Annotated in this window: 12 protein-coding genes; 4 read left to right on the top strand and 8 right to left on the bottom strand. The window is 65.4% G+C overall.

Annotation, left to right across the window (positions count from 1 at the left end; all coding sequences use genetic code 11):
* Positions 1 to 64: 64 nt before the first annotated feature.
* Both J4G12_05695 and J4G12_05690 read right to left on the bottom strand, forming a co-directional pair.
* Positions 65 to 3,097: a 4Fe-4S dicluster domain-containing protein gene (locus tag J4G12_05695; GenBank protein ID MCE2455299.1), complete on the bottom strand. Its 3,033-nt coding sequence runs from the start codon at positions 3,095 to 3,097 to the stop codon at positions 65 to 67.
* Positions 3,098 to 3,111: 14 nt separating this feature from the next.
* Positions 3,112 to 3,681: a cytochrome c3 family protein gene (locus J4G12_05690; GenBank protein ID MCE2455298.1), complete on the bottom strand. Its 570-nt coding sequence runs from the start codon at positions 3,679 to 3,681 to the stop codon at positions 3,112 to 3,114.
* 172 nt (positions 3,682 to 3,853) lie between these two features.
* Between J4G12_05690 and J4G12_05685 the strand changes: the two genes are divergently transcribed.
* Complete coding sequence (locus J4G12_05685; GenBank protein MCE2455297.1) at positions 3,854 to 4,129, top strand: hypothetical protein; 276 nt, start codon at positions 3,854 to 3,856, stop codon at positions 4,127 to 4,129.
* 7 nt (positions 4,130 to 4,136) lie between these two features.
* Here the strand turns inward: J4G12_05685 and J4G12_05680 are convergent, their stop codons facing one another.
* The gene (locus tag J4G12_05680; protein ID MCE2455296.1) at positions 4,137 to 4,397 is read right to left on the bottom strand and encodes a hypothetical protein; all 261 of its coding nucleotides are present in this window, start codon (positions 4,395 to 4,397) and stop codon (positions 4,137 to 4,139) included.
* A gap of 235 nt (positions 4,398 to 4,632) precedes the next feature.
* On the opposite strand from J4G12_05680, the gene J4G12_05675 reads away from it, so the two are divergent.
* A complete protein-coding gene (locus J4G12_05675) occupies positions 4,633 to 5,901 on the top strand; it encodes an ABC transporter permease (protein ID MCE2455295.1) in 1,269 nt (422 codons plus the stop codon).
* Positions 5,902 to 5,920: 19 nt separating this feature from the next.
* A complete protein-coding gene (locus tag J4G12_05670; GenBank protein MCE2455294.1) occupies positions 5,921 to 6,802 on the top strand; it encodes an ATP-binding cassette domain-containing protein in 882 nt (293 codons plus the stop codon).
* Between the two features lie 33 nt (positions 6,803 to 6,835).
* On the opposite strand, the gene J4G12_05665 is transcribed toward J4G12_05670, so the two are convergent.
* Positions 6,836 to 9,130 (bottom strand): carbohydrate binding family 9 domain-containing protein, encoded by a 2,295-nt coding sequence (locus tag J4G12_05665; GenBank protein ID MCE2455293.1) that lies wholly within the window; start codon positions 9,128 to 9,130, stop codon positions 6,836 to 6,838.
* Between the two features lie 208 nt (positions 9,131 to 9,338).
* Here J4G12_05665 and J4G12_05660 point away from each other — a divergent pair, with 208 nt between their 5' ends.
* A complete protein-coding gene (locus J4G12_05660) occupies positions 9,339 to 10,337 on the top strand; it encodes a YpdA family putative bacillithiol disulfide reductase (GenBank protein ID MCE2455292.1) in 999 nt (332 codons plus the stop codon).
* Between the two features lie 150 nt (positions 10,338 to 10,487).
* Here J4G12_05660 and J4G12_05655 read toward each other — a convergent pair whose 3' ends face one another.
* From J4G12_05655 to J4G12_05640, 4 genes are all read right to left on the bottom strand, one after another.
* Positions 10,488 to 11,111: a hypothetical protein gene (locus tag J4G12_05655; GenBank protein MCE2455291.1), complete on the bottom strand. Its 624-nt coding sequence runs from the start codon at positions 11,109 to 11,111 to the stop codon at positions 10,488 to 10,490.
* A gap of 318 nt (positions 11,112 to 11,429) precedes the next feature.
* Positions 11,430 to 12,659, bottom strand: coding sequence for a hypothetical protein (locus J4G12_05650; GenBank protein MCE2455290.1), 1,230 nt, complete (start codon positions 12,657 to 12,659; stop codon positions 11,430 to 11,432).
* Positions 12,660 to 12,661: 2 nt separating this feature from the next.
* Positions 12,662 to 13,819, bottom strand: a complete 1,158-nt coding sequence (locus J4G12_05645; protein MCE2455289.1) for a hypothetical protein — start codon at positions 13,817 to 13,819, stop codon at positions 12,662 to 12,664.
* Positions 13,820 to 13,824: 5 nt separating this feature from the next.
* Positions 13,825 to 14,268, bottom strand: coding sequence for a hypothetical protein (locus tag J4G12_05640; GenBank protein MCE2455288.1), 444 nt, complete (start codon positions 14,266 to 14,268; stop codon positions 13,825 to 13,827).
* Positions 14,269 to 15,036 lie beyond the last annotated feature (768 nt).

Raw genomic sequence — 15,036 nt, 5'->3', positions numbered from 1 at the left:
CCGTGACCCCTTACGTCGGGGTGGGGAAGGGCTCCCCGGGCTCGCGACCCCGGCCGACTCAGGCTCACGGTGCGTGACCCGCCCCGGAGGAGGCCGCGTGGTGCGTGACCTTCTTCAGATAGCTCACCGCAGGTTGGGTGTTGATGAACTCGTCGAGAACCCGATACGTGCGCTCGTCGTCGGTGACCCTCGCGACCCGCGATTCGGGATCGCGGATGTTGCCGAACACGATGGCCTCCGCCGCGCAGCTCTGCTGACAGGCGGGCACGACTTCGCCGTCCCTGACCGGACGCCCTTCTTCGAGCGCGGCCCGGTTCTCGGCCTCACGGATGCGCTGGACGCAGAAGGAGCACTTCTCCATGACGCCGTTGCCGCGCACGGTGACGTCGGGGTTCCACTGCCAGTTCATAGGCTCGGGAACGCCGTCCGCGTAGCGGAGCCAGTTGAAGACCCGCACCTTGTAAGGGCAGTTGTTGGCGCAGTAGCGGGTGCCCACGCAACGGTTGTAGATCTGAGCGTTTAGGCCGTCGGGGGTGTGATAGGTCGCGTACACCGGGCAGACGGGCTCGCAGGGCGCGTTGCCGCAGTGCTGGCAGAGCATGGGCAGGAAGCGCACGTCGAGCGGACCCGCCCGCGTCGCGTCCACCTGCTTGTAGTAGCGCTCCAACCGGATCCAGCTCATCTCGCGCCCACCCAGAAGCTGTTCCTCGCCGACCCAAGGCACGTTGTTCTCGGCCTGGCAGGCCGTGACGCAGGCGCTGCAACCCGTGCACTTGTCGAGGTCGATCGCCATCGCCCAACGCGGCTCGCTCTCGTGCGAGTTCTCGTAAGGTCCGTGCCGGGAGCCCTCCAGCGGGAACGCGGTGGGCGCGCCGTCTTCGGCGGGCACCGGAACGAAGCCGCCCAGCCCCTGAAGCTCGTCGAGCTCGCCGTGGTGGTCGTCCTCGTGTTCTTCGGCGTGGCCGAGATCGGCCAAGGCGACGGCCGGGGCGATGGGACGGTCGAAGTCGTCGTCGGAGCCGGAGACCGTGGCCAGAGCCCGCCGCGAGCCGGTGGGCGTGACCGTGACCGTGACCGACGTCGCCGCGAAGGCCCCGGAGAGCTCGTCCGTGTCCGAAGGGAGTAGGTCGAGGGCGTTCACGCCGTTGCCGTCGGCCCAGCGCCCCATGGCGGTGTGGCCGCCGCCGAGCGCGAGCGCCACGGCGTCTTCACGGATGCCCGGATAAAGCCACACAGGTACTTCGACTGTCCCGTGCGCCGACGCGACCGATACGATGTCGCCGTCTCGGAGTCCGCGCTCCTCGGCGGTGTGCGGATTGATCTCGAGCCACGAGTGCCAGGTGATCTTCGAGGCCGGGTCGGGCAGCTCCTGGAGCCAGGGTTGGTTGGCATGCTCGCCCGATCCCAGACGCGGCGACGGATGTACCAGCAGAGTAAGATCGCCGCCCTCGTCGAACCGGGCCGGGGTGAAGTCGACGGCGCCCATCGGCATCAGGGCGGGAGCCGCTGCGGAGTCCGCCGTATCCTCGGGATCGGGATCGGCACCGATCTCGACCACGCCGCTACGGAGGTACTCGCGCCACCTGGCGTCGAAGTCGCCTTCACCGGCTTCGGCTCGGTAGGCCTCGCGCAGGTAGTCGAAAAACGTGCTCGCGCCCGGATCGCTACCGAGATGCGCGGCGACCGAGAGCAGGACGTCGCCGGTCTGTTTCGAGTCGAAGTGCGGGACCGGCTGCATGACCGGCTGTTGGAGCGCCCTGATTCCCGCCCGCGGGTTCGTATCGCCCCACGACTCGAGGAAATGGCGGTCGGGAAGTACCAGATCGGCGAGCGCGGAAGTCTCGTCTCGAGCTTGGGCGAAGGACGCTTTGAAGGGTACCTGCTCGAACGCCTCTCTGAAGCCGGAACTTCGGGGCATTTCGTAGACGGGATTGATGCCGTGCACGAGCACCACGTCTACCGCACCTGCGGCCATGGCCTCCACCGCGTCGGCCATTTCCCCGTAGCTGCCCGTGGGGTTGGGACCCGCGCCGACCCTGACCGTGCCGCCTGCGGCGCCCGCGACGTGATTCAGGAGCGCCACGGCCACATGGGCCTGGGTGGCGCGTCGGTGCGAACCGCCCGCCCCCGGTCCCAGCGCGAGGCTCGGCCCCTCCGAGGCGAAGCGGTGCGCGAGCTCGCGGATGTCGGCTTCCTCTACGCCGGTGGCCGCAGCCGTCGTCGCGGGAGTGTGCTGCCGGAGAAGCGGAGCCCAAGACCCAGCCACCTCGGGATCGGTCGCGATGGCCGACGCCATGCCCAGCGCGAGCAGCGCCTCGGTGCCCGGCCGGACCGGTACCCACTCGTCGGCGTTCATGCCCGTGGCCGAGAGCCGGGGGCCTACGTAGACGAAACGGCCCTTGCTCCCGTCGGGGGCAAGAGCGTTCGAGCGGGCGAGGCCCCTGCCGCCTTCGACCGATCCCGTGCCTTCGGTGAAATCGTCTCCGAAGGAGATGAGCGTGCGGGCCGCGCCGATGTCGCCGAGGGACGGTGCGTCGGCCCCGTAGACGATGGCGGCGGCCGCCAGGGCGGGCGAGTTGGAGCCGGGCAGGTACCTGACCCGGGTGCCGTTCACCGCGGCCGTGAACTCGTCGAAGAGACGGTCGAGCGTCGGGCCACACCGTCCCGTAAGGAGGAGGACCCTGGTCTCGGGACCGATCTTGGAGGCCAGAAAGCGCTCGGCTTCGTCCCACCCCCCGCTGCGAACGCGGTCGCCCTCGCGCACGAGCGGCCCGGGATGACGGTCTGGGTTGTAGAGGTGCTGAAGGCTGGCGTGACCCACCGAGCAGAGCGCACCCTGCGACACGGGGTGGTTGGGGTTGCCTTCCAGCTTGACCGCCCTGCCCTCGCGGGTCCGAGCCCACATGCCGCAGCCGGCTTCGCAGCCGCCGCAAGCCGTGGTGTACCAGGTCGCCACGCCCGGAGTGATCTCTTCCGGGTGGGTGACGTAGGGGAGAAGCTTTTCCACCTCTCCCGTCGAGCAGCCGGCGACGGTCGCGCCCGCGCCGCCAACCCCGACCACTTTGAGAAAATCCCTCCGTTCCATGCCGGCGGCCATACTCTCAGCTCCCTTTAGTAGTGGCAGACGGCACAGTCGGTGGAAGCCTGCTGCTCGCCGTTCTCGTCGGGTTTACGGTGGCAGCTCACGCACCACCCCATGTTGTCGCCTCCCCAGACCGGCGACGGCTCTTCGATGACGCCCGTCTCCTGAACCTCGCCGTGACACTCCTGACAGGTCAGGCCCGCGTTGACGTGTCGCATGTGCGGGAAACGCACGTGATCGGAGACCTTGTAGATGCGCACCCACGGGATCGGCTCCCCGGACCGCACATACTCCCCGATCTTGGCCACCTCCGCCCGGGCGTCGGTGCCGGGAATCGCCTGATGACAACCCCAGCAAGAAGCGACAGAAGGGATTCCGGCGTCCACCGAGCGCTCCGCCGAAAAGTGACAGTACTGGCAGTCCATTCGGTTCTGACCGGGCTCGCTTCCGGAATGCTGATCGTGCGGGAAGGCGATGGGCTGGACCGACTCCGCCGCCTCCTCCTCCTCGTGTTCCGCATCCTGCTCGACCTGTATGAAGGCGAGCGTCACGAGGGCGGCCGCGCAGCTCAGTCCGACGAATAACCAGTGCCGTGTCATATTTGGCTCGGTCCGATCGGCGTCTCGGGTACGCGGCCCGCGGCACGCGGGGTTGGAGGAGGTGTATCCGGGAGGCGCGACCGCTTGACCGTCGGACGGCGGCCCCCCTTGAACGAGGGCCGTAAGCTACGCAGGGGGTACCTTAGTGTCAAGTTCAGTTGAGAGGTTCGGGATGAAAGATTTTGGATCCGGCGGCACCCACCTGGCCACCGTCGCCTTCGAGGGCGAGCTTTGGCACGCGTATCTTGAAGCCGTCGACAACCCCCATCGGCCCGACGTCTTCCAGGGGCGTCTTCGTTTCGACGCCGGGAACGCGGATCCGGAGGCGAGTCGCGCGACCGCCGTCATAATAGTGGAAGACAGCTATGACACCGCCGTGCAGACCGCAAGGGAGTTCGACGAACGGACGCTCGTAGCGATGCTGCGCTCCGCCGCCGCGATCGGATAACGAACGGTCACTCGGTAGGGGTCGGTTCGGCCTTCTCGGTGGGAGGCGGTTCGGCCTTCTCGGTGGGAGGCGGCGCGGGCTTCTCCCAGACCACCAGTTGGTGGCGGACCCCCTGACGGGTTCGGGTCTCCTCCACCCGCAGGTTGAGCGTGGCGCTGCCCTCCTTCTCGAGCAGCTTCATGCTCTCCCGGATGTTGTAGGGTATGGTGATGCGTCCGCCCACTCCCAAAGGAACCTCCCCGCGTCCGACTTCTCGAAATATCGCCACTCTGCGCTCGTCCCCGGCCGGCGGCCTGTAGGTCCCGACATCGTTACGTCTGCTCCTTTGTAATCTAGTCTGATTTCCGGATCGGTCGGCCCGGTCGGACTTCAGTTGGCTCCCGGGGCTCCGAACGCCCACGCATCTTGGCCCCTTTATATCTTCAACCCGTCGGTTTCGGCTTCAGGCCCCGGAATCGTCGGTTCGGGTTCCCGGAAAGCTCACGACTCCCGGAGGAGCGACGATGGCAGGTGACGTGTGGACCATACTCCGTCGCGAGTACAAGCAGCGAGTCAAATCCAAGGCCTTCGTGCTGGCGACTCTCGGCATCCCGCTCATGATGATCGGGATGATGGCTCTCTCGGTGTTCTTCGCGATGATGGCGGTAGGAGACGACGAAAACCGGAACCTCATCGCTGTGGTGGACTCTTCCGGCGTCCTGGCCGACGATCTGAGCCCTCGCCTCGCCCGCATCGGCTACTCGACCGTGGATATTCCGCTCGACCCGCCCTCCGAGGTCACCTCCGCGCTCGCCGCCGCCGACACCGGCACCTATACCGGAGTCCTCATCATCGGAAGCGTCGGCCCCGAGACCGGCTCGGCCCTGTTCCATACCGCCGAGGTTCCTTCGGGTCTGCGCAGAGCCGCGATCGAGGGCGCGGTCGTTCTCGCGGCGCTAGGCGAAAGGGGATCCGGATCCGGCTTCGGTTCCCTGGCCGTTACCGTGTCTACGACGGAATCCGACGACGCGGTCGCCGTCGACGAAGCGGAGGCCAGGGAGGCTGTCGGGCTGGGGTTGGGATTCGGAGGGGGATTCGTGCTCTACATGGCCATCCTGATCTACGGATCTGCGGTCCTGCGCGCCACCTTGGAAGAGAAGCAGTCACGCATAGTCGAGGTCATCGTCGCCAGCGTGCGTCCGACTCACCTCATGCTCGGCAAGATCCTGGGAGTGGGGAGCGCCGGTCTGACCCAACTCGCCATTTGGGTCGGAAGCCTTCTGGCGGCCGTGGCGCTCGGCGTCGGTCTGGTTCAGGGGTTCTTGCCCGAAGAAGTGAGCCAGATCCTAGCCACCTTCGGCGGTCAACTTCCGGGGCTCTCCATCCTGGCGCTGTTCCTCGGCTATTTCCTCTTCGGCTACTTCATCTTCGCCGGGCTTTTCGCGGCGGTCGGGGCCATGTGCGGATCCGAGCAGGAAGCGCAATACGCGACGATGCCCGTGGTCATGCTGATGGTCGCCCAGATCATGATTCTGATGCCGATCATCCAGGCGCCGAACTCGACCTTGGCGCTATGGGCCTCGCTCTTCCCCATGTTCTCGCCGGTGCTCATGTGGGCGAGGGTGGCCGCAGGCGCGGCAGCGGGTTGGGAGATCGCGTTGTCTTTCGCTCTGATGGGGATGGCGCTCGTGGGCTGCGCCTGGGTCGCCGGTCGCATTTATCGAATCGGCATCCTCTCGACCGGCAAACGTCCGTCGATCAGGGAGCTGGCGAGGTGGGTGATCCGTGGATAGCGCGGGTGCGGTGGTCTCGATGGCGGGAGCCTCCAAGAGCTTCACCGGCCACACGGCGGTGTCGGAGCTCGATCTGACCATTCCGCGCGGCGGAGTGTGCGGACTCCTCGGGCCGAACGGTTCCGGTAAGACCACGACCCTTCGGATGATCATGGGAATTCTCATGCCCGATCGCGGATCGGTCTCGCTCTTCGGGGGCGACCCCAAGCACACGCGCCGCAAGCAGGTGGGGTACCTGCCTGAAGAGCGCGGTCTCTACCCCAAGATGAAGGTCCTCGAACAGCTCACGTTCCTGGCGGAGATACGCGGGCTCTCGAAGTCCGAGGGACGTGCACGCGCCGGACGCTGGCTCGAGCGTTTCGAGCTGGCCGCATGGGCCGACAAGAAGGCCGAGGCCCTGTCCAAGGGAATGCAGCAGAAGGTGCAGTTCATCGGTACCGTGCTTCACGAACCCGAGCTGCTCATTCTCGACGAGCCCTTCAGCGGCCTCGACCCCATAAATCAGGACGCTCTCGAGCGACTGGTACGGGACTTCAGGGATCAGGGCAGGACGATAATCTTCTCGACGCACCTTATGCACCAGGCGGAGAGCCTCTGCGACCGAGTCTGCCTGATTTCAAGCTCTAGAAAGATCATCGACTCGAACCTGCGCGAGCTCAAGCGGGAGGAGCGGAAGGGCGCGGTCGGCGTCGAGTTCGAGGGTCCGGACCATTGGATGGGCGGCCCGGAGATAGCCTCGGTCGAAGACATGGACGGTTGGTCCAGGCTCGTTCTCCGCGACGGGGCCGACCACCAGCCCATTCTGGAGCGCGCGGTCGCCGCCGGAGCACGAATCCTGCGCTTCGAGCTGCTGGAACCCTCGCTCCACGAGATCTTCCTGCGCTACACCGACGACCGGTAATCGAACGCCGGACTGCCTCGCCGGCGCCGACCGTCAAAACCGGTAGGTGTAGTTCGCCTTGATCGACGCGCCGCGCGAGAGCGTGGTCAGCTCCCGGTGGTTCAGAACACCCGTGCCCAAGTTCTGCCAATTGTGGGTGTAGACCAGATATACGTCGTTTCCGGGTTTCACTATCCAGCGCAGCCGCGCGAAGAGGCCGACAAGCTGAGAGACGTCGTCGTACTGCAGTTGCGTCGACACGGCGACCCACGGCGACGGATTCAGGTCGGTCTCCAGCTCGTAGACGTTCGCGGTGAAACTGCCCCTGGGCAGGGTGACGTTGTTGTACTGAATGTTGGTGGCGACCGTGACGCCCGGATTCGGACGCACCGAGACTCGAGCGAATCCGCCCCAGCGATCGCCGTCCCAGAATTCGCCCCAGTTCAGGTTGCCGAAGAGAGAGACCTTGCGCCTGCTCGCGGTGCGCGCGCCGATCTCGTACCTCCAGAGATCGTACTCGCCGGGCAGGATCGACACGCCGTCGTTGACGTCGAACGAGTAGTCGAGGAATTCGTAGGTGTTGGTGATCTCGAAGTCGATGTTGTCGCCGCTCTCCAAGTTGAACTCGACCACTCCGAACTCCCACTGCCGCTCTTCCAGCACGCCGCCTTCGCCCATCCCCCAAAGGCTGCGGAACTGCACGTCGAACCCGAGGTTGCGAATGGCGCCAATCGCCTCCGGGCGCGGAGACCACCCTATCCTGGGTTCGATGCGGCGGAAGTTGTTGCGGGTCACGAAACCCAGCGTGGGGTCGTAGTCGTCGCCGAACTCGCGGTAGGACACGTGCCCCGACCAGATGTCGTTGGGGAAATTGACCCTGAGGCCGCGGGCCGAGAGATCGCCGAAGCTCCGGGAAACGCTCGCGTCGGGATTTGAATTCCAGACCACGAACGCCTCCATCTCGGCATTGTTGTCGCCCAGAAAGTTGCGCGACGCGAGCTGGATGTCGACTCCGGCGGTGTGTCCGACCACGCCGGCTTCGCCGCCCGGGTCCCGGCGCGTGTAGATGCCCCCGATCGTGGACTGCTCGAAGAACGGCTGCCGGAGGCGGGCCACGGTGAACTGTTCCGCATCGACATGGACCGGCGCCTCGTCGCTCAAATAGTCCAAGTCGCCCGTTCCGACCTGGAAGAACCCGACCTCGGTGCCGCCTATCTGCCCGGTCGCCCGCGTGCCGAAGCGAATCGGGACCTGCTGCCCGTGTCTGAGACCTATGTTGCGGGAGAAGAAGGGCGAAGGGCCGCTTCTGGGCGCGAACGTGAACACGCCGGAACCTTCCAGAAAGAACCCGCGTCTCTCCGGGAATCTGAGGGGGAACCGGGTCAGGTTCACCCTGCGTTGGTCGCTCTCCACCTCGGCGAAGTCGGTGTTGATGGAGAGAGAGGAGCGCAGCGACGGCGTGACGCTGTAGTTGAGGTCGAAGGAGACGTCGCGAGGATACGACGTGGGATCGCCTCCACCGGGAATGCTCTTCCAGCTTCCGATGGCCGAAGGCACCACTTCCAGCCCCAGGCCCTGGGAGAGCCCGCTCAGGCCGCTCAGGGTCCCGGCGAAGACCGGGCGGCGCAGTCCTTCGTTCCTGCGCCAGCCCCGCCAGAGTATCTCCTCGTTCTTGCGTCGGATCGTGCGCTGGAAGTTGATCCCCCACTCGTCGGCCGAGGGATCGAAGTTGAGCGTGCGGAACGGGATGCGCACCTCGAGCGACCAGCCATCGTCCCGGCGAGCGGTTCGCACCTCCCAGATGCCGTCCCAAGCGCGTCCGCCGCCGCCGCGTCCGCCGCCGCCACCACCGCCGCCACCGCCGGTCATGATCGCGTCGCCCATCATGCCGTTCGCGTTGGTCTCGAAGAAGTACCCGGTGCGTCCGTCCTTGAAGGTGTCGAGGATCCACATGAAGCGGTCGTCCGTGGACAGGTACGCGTCCCGTTCCCGCTGGTAGGCGATGATCCCTTCCGGGTCGTCGTAGAGGATCGCAGCGATGTAGAGGTTGTCCGAGTCGTACGCGACCTTGATCTCGGTGGGCTCGGTGGGTTCGGCGCCTTCGACGGGTTCCTGCTGGGTGAAGTCGGTGATGGAGAGCGCTCGGTTCCATGCCGATTCCACGATGCGTCCGTCGAGAAAGATCTGTTCGTCGTCAAGTCGGTGAGCTGTGAGCGGGACCGCGCTCGCACTGCCGGCGCCGGCCGCCGCGTCGGATTCGAGCTGAGCCGCAAGGGCGAAGCCGGGCGCGGTGAGCACCGAGAGGCCGAGCGCCCCGAGGAGGGCCCAAGCTGAGCGTGCAATGTTCATCGGGAAGTGTCGGTTGTTCACGTGGGTGGAGTGCGTGAGCCGCGGAAGATGCGGCTTGGGGGGAGGCCGAATGACGGCCGGACGGGCCCGGCCGGACGGGCCCGGGGGCTCACGGAGCAGGACCGATCAGCGGGCGAACATCCTTGAGGACACCGCATGGGCCACCGCTGTTGAACGGCTCCGTCGGGTACGCTGCTACCTTTGGGGCATGGAGCGATTCGATCTCGTCGTCGTCGGTGCCGGACCCTGCGGCATCGCCGCCGGAGTCGCCGCCCGGCGAGCAGGGCTGAGCTGCGTGCTCTACGACCGCGGCTGCATCACCAACTCGCTGATCGGCTACCCTTACTATATGACCTTCTTTTCCACGGCGGTCATGCTCGAAGTCGGGAACGTGCCCTTCACCATCCCGAACCCGAAACCGACGCGGCGCGAGGCTCTGGCCTACTACCGACGAGTGGTCCGGCACTGGGATCTCGAGGTACGGCAGTACGAAGAGGTCTCACGGGTCGGCGGAAGCGCCGGCGCCTTCACCGTGGACACGAAAACCGGCGACGGAGAGGAGCGACGGGTCTCAGCCGGCGCAGTGGTGTTCGCCACCGGCGGATTTCACGGTCCCAACCTTCTGGGAGTGCCGGGGGAAGACCTGGCCAAGGTGCGTCATCATTACCACGAGCCTTACCCATACTACGACCGAGAGGTGGTCGTCGTGGGAGCCGGAAATTCGGCGGTCGAGGCCGCGCTAGAACTCTTCCGCAACGGTGCGCGGGTCACGATGGTGCACTTCAGCGACAAGGTCGACCGAGGCGTAAAGCCGTGGGTGGTGCCGGACATTGAAAACCGTCTCCGTAACCGCGAAATATCGGTTCACTGGCGCAGCCGGATAACGGAGATCCGACCGAGTTCGGTGGTTTTACGTCGCGAAGACACCGGTGAAGCGGAAGAGATCGACAACGACTTCGTGCTGGCTCTGACCGGCTGGAAGGCCGATCACGCCCCGCTCCGCTCACTGGGCGTCGCGATAGACGAGGCGACCGACGTCCCCATCCACGACCCGAGCACGATGGAGACCGACGTCGGGGGCATCTACCTGGCGGGCGTGATCGCAGCGGGGCACGACGCCAACAAGATCTTCATCGAGAACGGCAGGGAGCACGGCGAGCTGATCGTCCGACACCTGATGTCCGGCCCACTAGCCGCTAGCAGTTAGCCGCCAGCAGTCCCTGGCGAAACTCGCACGAGCGCCGAGCGCGGCGATGCGGCGCACCGGCAAGGCGTGATGAGGGACGAATAGCGCTGCTCTTCGCCTGAATGGCAACACCGAGCGCAGCGTCCCGGCAGCGGATGCGGCGTCGCTCGACTACGCTCCGATCACACCCGCCGATCCGTCCTCCGAGACGATGAACCAGGCCCACATGCCGGTTATGGCGTGGCCGGCGACGTAGCAGACGAGCTGGTAGGTGCCGGCGGTGTCGGCCGTGAAGGTGAAGGTGTCCGACTGGCCGGGCATGGTGCCGTCGATCATGGAAGTCGGATTGGCGGTCATCGCGCCCTCGAAGGCCGCGACGGCCTCGACCACCGCGCCGAACGTGCCGTCGCCCTCCGAGACGCCCACGCTGTGAGCCATCACGGCGTCGTTGTTGACAAGTTCGATCGAGACCTGGTAGCCGACGGGAACCGTCACCGAGAGCTCGCCGTTGAGCGTGCCCATGTAGTTCCAGGAGTTGTTGGCGTTGGTGGTGCCGGCGGTGAGCGTCATGGAAACAGAGCGAGCGTCGTGATCCACGGTGAACCATTCGGGCGTGGTCAGCTCGCCCGACGGAGGGGTCGGTGCGTTGGAAGCGGGAGCTTCCTCGACTTGGGTTTCGACAGCCTCGGGTTCGGGACCTTCGGCGTCGGTTCCGGGTTCGTCGCTCCCGCCGCAACCGGCGAACAGAAAGGCCAGAAGAGCGGTCGGGGCGGCAGGACGGAAAGGAAAGGACATTCGGTAAACCTGTTGTTGTGGGGGAAGACCTCCCCGGCCCGGAATCCGCCTGAAGCACGGCCCGTCTCGTCGAGCGGACCGCCCGCAGCTTGGCCGCCGGAGAGCCCCTTAAGTTAGCGGAAGAGACCTGGCCGACCACCTTGCCCAAAAAGCACCCGGACCAAGAGCTCGGGGCGAGCCCTCCTCGCGGGGATCCCCTCGGTCACCTCGCGACGAGCCCGCGCCACGCCTCCGCTTACGAAGGCGGCGACGAGAACTCGCCCCGAACCCCGTTAATCGTCCCGGCGGTATAGCACCGCAGGCAGCATCCCCCGGCAGTCAGAAAGGACAGGTCTCTCGCGCAACTTGCGCACCGCCCTCCTCCTGAAGGCGAAAACGGTAGACGAAATCGACACCCAGCTCGTCGGAAGAGATTCCGTACAGCGCGCCTCCATGACCGACCTCCGGCCTACTCAGGCCAACGGGGGCGGTCACCGTCGCACGGTATCGTCCACAGTTGTCCAACACATCCCATGTCGATTCTTCAGTTGTGGAATGCTGCCGCTCCACCCATAGCCACCCTTCCGGTGAAGATGCGAGAGACGCGACAACCGGTGCGAAATCGGACCCGGCACTCGGCAGAGGCGGGATCTCCCCCATTTTCACGGTGAGGACCGTATCTCCCACGAACGTCAGTTTGTCGAAGCGATACCGCGAGCGGTGCGCCAGCCACAGCGTTCCGTGGCGTTCGACCGTCCACACGAACCGTGGATCTTCCGGGGGCTGCATTCGTTGAAGTGTAGTCGTGCTGCCACCGCGACCCTGAAGCGGTTCCGCTCCTCCGCCCATCTCCGTGTTCCTTGTCTCTATCGCAAGGGTGTCACCGGGGAGCACCTCGTGGTCTGCGGTGACCGGCGAATGGACGACATAGGTGTGTAAAGGAACAACGGCCTGGTCAGGGCCCTGAATCGCGATCACATCGACGACTGAGAACAGGGAACCGTCGGTTCCGGAGGCGATCACCTTGCTTGAGGTCGGGAACTCGCCAGGCAAAAAAAAGCCACGCCAGCTTGCGGATCGGGCCAACTCTTGCCCGAGAGTGTCCAACACCACATGCCGCTGGCCGTCGCCGATCCACAACTGGTCGGGTGTTCGCCACGTGATTCGCGGTTCGGAGAAACGCTGGTACCTGAACTCGCCCGGTCCGTCACCATCACGAGCCATGCTCCCCAGGTAGGCGCCATCCCGGCCGAAGACTCGGACTTCCTCCGCAGCTACATCTAACAGGTAGATTCGCCCGATCCCGTCTACAGCAAGGTCTCGGAGGTCTCCGAAACCGTCCGGTCCGTCACCCGCGACGTTACCCAGCTTGAGCTCTTCGACCAAGCGCCAAGTGGTAGCGTCGGCGTCCGGTTGCAGGGGTTCGGTCACCACAACGGTATGTGACCCGGTCGTGTCGACCGAGAGCGCTTGTGGAATGAGGCCGTGCTCTCCGACCGCGGCCCTGATCAAGGAAGGCGCCAGAAGCGTCAAGCACGCTGCGGCAATCACGGATTTCATGATGGGCATGGTCAACGTCGGGATACCGCGGCCGGTGCAGCCGCTGCGGGTCGCGATTGCGATGTCGAAACGTCGATCGGCTCCCAGGGATGTGGAGCGTCCATCGAAACCCGGACGCTAAACACGCGCACGGACTCACGGGCCAGTTCGTCCCGGTGAACGCCCGCCACGAGACCAGGAGTTGTCGCCAAGAGCAGGAAGTCCTCGGGAACCTCCACTGTGCCATAGTAGTTGCCGCCGTCCGACCGGAACAGGTCGTAAAGCCGCCAGATCGCGTCTTCCATTCTCTCGACCGGAGGAGCAAGCTCGTCACCCACCCCCATGCCGCGCCGTACCCACAGCATTCTACCGGAAGGACCGGCGAACACCTCTGTGGCGACGGGGAAGGTGTCAGCGAAAGTCACTTCGGTGGAGTTGCTGAGACGATCGCTAAGTCGCCTCCTGTGGTCTGCGGTCACAGCGCGGATCGGTACGTTCCGACCGATCCGGCCCACCTCATGGCCGGTACCGGCATCGAGGATGGCAAAGTCGTAGCGGTCGGTGTTTCCCACCGCGATCCGGTTGCTCCCGATAGGATCAATCACGGGGCCGACACTGTATACCACGGGTGACAGCGCGGGAATCAGGGGTTTAGATGTCCAAAGCACCTCGTCGTCGTCGAGGCGGATCAGTTGGACGGGCGCTGTCTCTCGCCAGGAAACGGCCTCGACCAGCAGCCGCCCCCGGTCGTCGAAGGACATCCCGAAAGCGGTGTGCCCACGGAATGAACGGGTCTCGATCGGTTCCCCGCTGATGTCGAACAACTCCGCGCTTCGGCCGGTGCCGGCCGCAATCATTCCTTCTTCGGAGACGGCCAGGTGCAAAGGCCGGTTTCTAAACTCCCCGGGGCCATCGCCCTCACGTCCCCACGACGCGACCTCGGCACCCTCCATGTCGTACACGACAATTCCGAATGCCAGCCTATCGAGCACGACAAGGTGGCGGCCGTCCGGGCTGAACTCCATAGCGGTAACATCCCCGAACTGCCGCTCCGATTCCTCGTCACCGATCCAAAACACCTCGGTGAATTGAGCGTCGATCGCCCGGGCCGACCCGGTGTGCTGGCCAGCACAAGGCACGGTACCCAGAAACACGACAACCGCCGCCGAGATGGCGGCTCTGCACAACATTTCCATCAATTGAGTGAAAGTTCACAGTGTATCATCCACACATCCCATTGGTCGTCGCACAGGGCCTTGGCCTTTTTCCATTCCTCTTCGGTCGCTCTGCCGCCTTGCCATTCACCAAGCATGAAGCCCGCCTCGATGCATGCGGCCATCATAGCTTCCTCGACTTTGTCACATGGATCGGCGTCCATAGCGTAGGCCTCAGCAGTACCGCCGGGTAACGGTGCCCACCCCAGGTCCGTATTTCCGGTACCCGCGTCCGGCGCCGCACAACCCGACGCCAAGGCGACCACATCGTCAAACGGGTAACCACGGAGCCTGCGGGCGGCCATCGGCCCAAGATGGACCACTCCAGAACTACGCGCTACGTCGGCATGATCCGCGACGGCCACCGAAGTTCCGCGAACTGAAGACATCTCGTCGGTCGCGAGGTCCGGTATCGCATCAGACACCGGTGGAACGGTTTCTCCGACAGGGAGCGGAGGACCGGCCACCTCGGCTGCGGTAGCCGGGAAGTCCTGCACGGTCGCGGAGGAGGCATCGGCGGGAGCGCCGATGAGCGGGAGGAGGGCGACCACGGCGAGCAGGATCGGCCGGATGAGCCAGCCGGCTCAAGAACTGGATGTTTGCTCCGGGGCATAGGCCCAAGTAAAAGGTGGTGACAGTGCGAGGTCGGGATGACCATCGCGACGTAAGGCGACGAAGGTAGCGGGTGTCGCCCGGGTGTCAAGGGCCGTCGTTTCGGACGTGTGTCATGCACAGGGATGTGTCTCGGTCAGGGGCCGCGCACCGGGATCGAAGGCGAGGGGCAGCGTAGGCCGTCCCTCGCCCAGCCGAACCACGGCAGCCGTGCCCCGGTGACCACGGCGGGTGAGCCATGACCACCGGGGTGGGTCTATCGGAGGCCCCGTCCTGCCTAGCCTGCCCGACCTGGTTTAGTGTGTTGCTTGTCCGCAGAGGACCGACGGCATTGCCATCGATTGGAGCCAACGCGACGGCCGGCATCGATTTCACGAGGATGGGGCATGGTCAACGTCGGGATACCGCGGCCGGTGCAGTCGCTGCGGGTCGCGATCGCGATGTCGACACGTCGATCGGCTCCCGGGGATGCGGAGCGTCCATCGAAACCCGGACCCTAAACACGCGCACGGACTCGCGGCCCCATTCGTCCCGGTGAACGCCCGCCACGAATCCCGGAGTTGTCGCCAAGAGCAGGAAGC

The organism is Gemmatimonadota bacterium (assembly GCA_021295815.1).
In the GTDB taxonomy this organism is placed as follows: Bacteria; Gemmatimonadota; Gemmatimonadetes; order Longimicrobiales; family Gaopeijiaceae; genus JAGWBQ01.
This window is presented reverse-complemented; position numbering and strand designations above follow the sequence as displayed.

Coding starts and splice junctions, on each gene's coding strand:
- J4G12_05695 (MCE2455299.1), bottom strand. CDS start 3,097: ATGGCCGCCGGCATGGAACGGAGGGATTTTCTCAAAGTGGTCGGGGTT.
- J4G12_05655 (MCE2455291.1), bottom strand. CDS start 11,111: ATGTCCTTTCCTTTCCGTCCTGCCGCCCCGACCGCTCTTCTGGCCTTT.
- J4G12_05685 (MCE2455297.1), top strand. CDS start 3,854: ATGAAAGATTTTGGATCCGGCGGCACCCACCTGGCCACCGTCGCCTTC.
- J4G12_05650 (MCE2455290.1), bottom strand. CDS start 12,659: ATGCCCATCATGAAATCCGTGATTGCCGCAGCGTGCTTGACGCTTCTG.
- J4G12_05690 (MCE2455298.1), bottom strand. CDS start 3,681: ATGACACGGCACTGGTTATTCGTCGGACTGAGCTGCGCGGCCGCCCTC.
- J4G12_05665 (MCE2455293.1), bottom strand. CDS start 9,130: ATGAACATTGCACGCTCAGCTTGGGCCCTCCTCGGGGCGCTCGGCCTC.
- J4G12_05660 (MCE2455292.1), top strand. CDS start 9,339: ATGGAGCGATTCGATCTCGTCGTCGTCGGTGCCGGACCCTGCGGCATC.
- J4G12_05670 (MCE2455294.1), top strand. CDS start 5,921: ATGGCGGGAGCCTCCAAGAGCTTCACCGGCCACACGGCGGTGTCGGAG.
- J4G12_05675 (MCE2455295.1), top strand. CDS start 4,633: ATGGCAGGTGACGTGTGGACCATACTCCGTCGCGAGTACAAGCAGCGA.
- J4G12_05645 (MCE2455289.1), bottom strand. CDS start 13,819: ATGTTGTGCAGAGCCGCCATCTCGGCGGCGGTTGTCGTGTTTCTGGGT.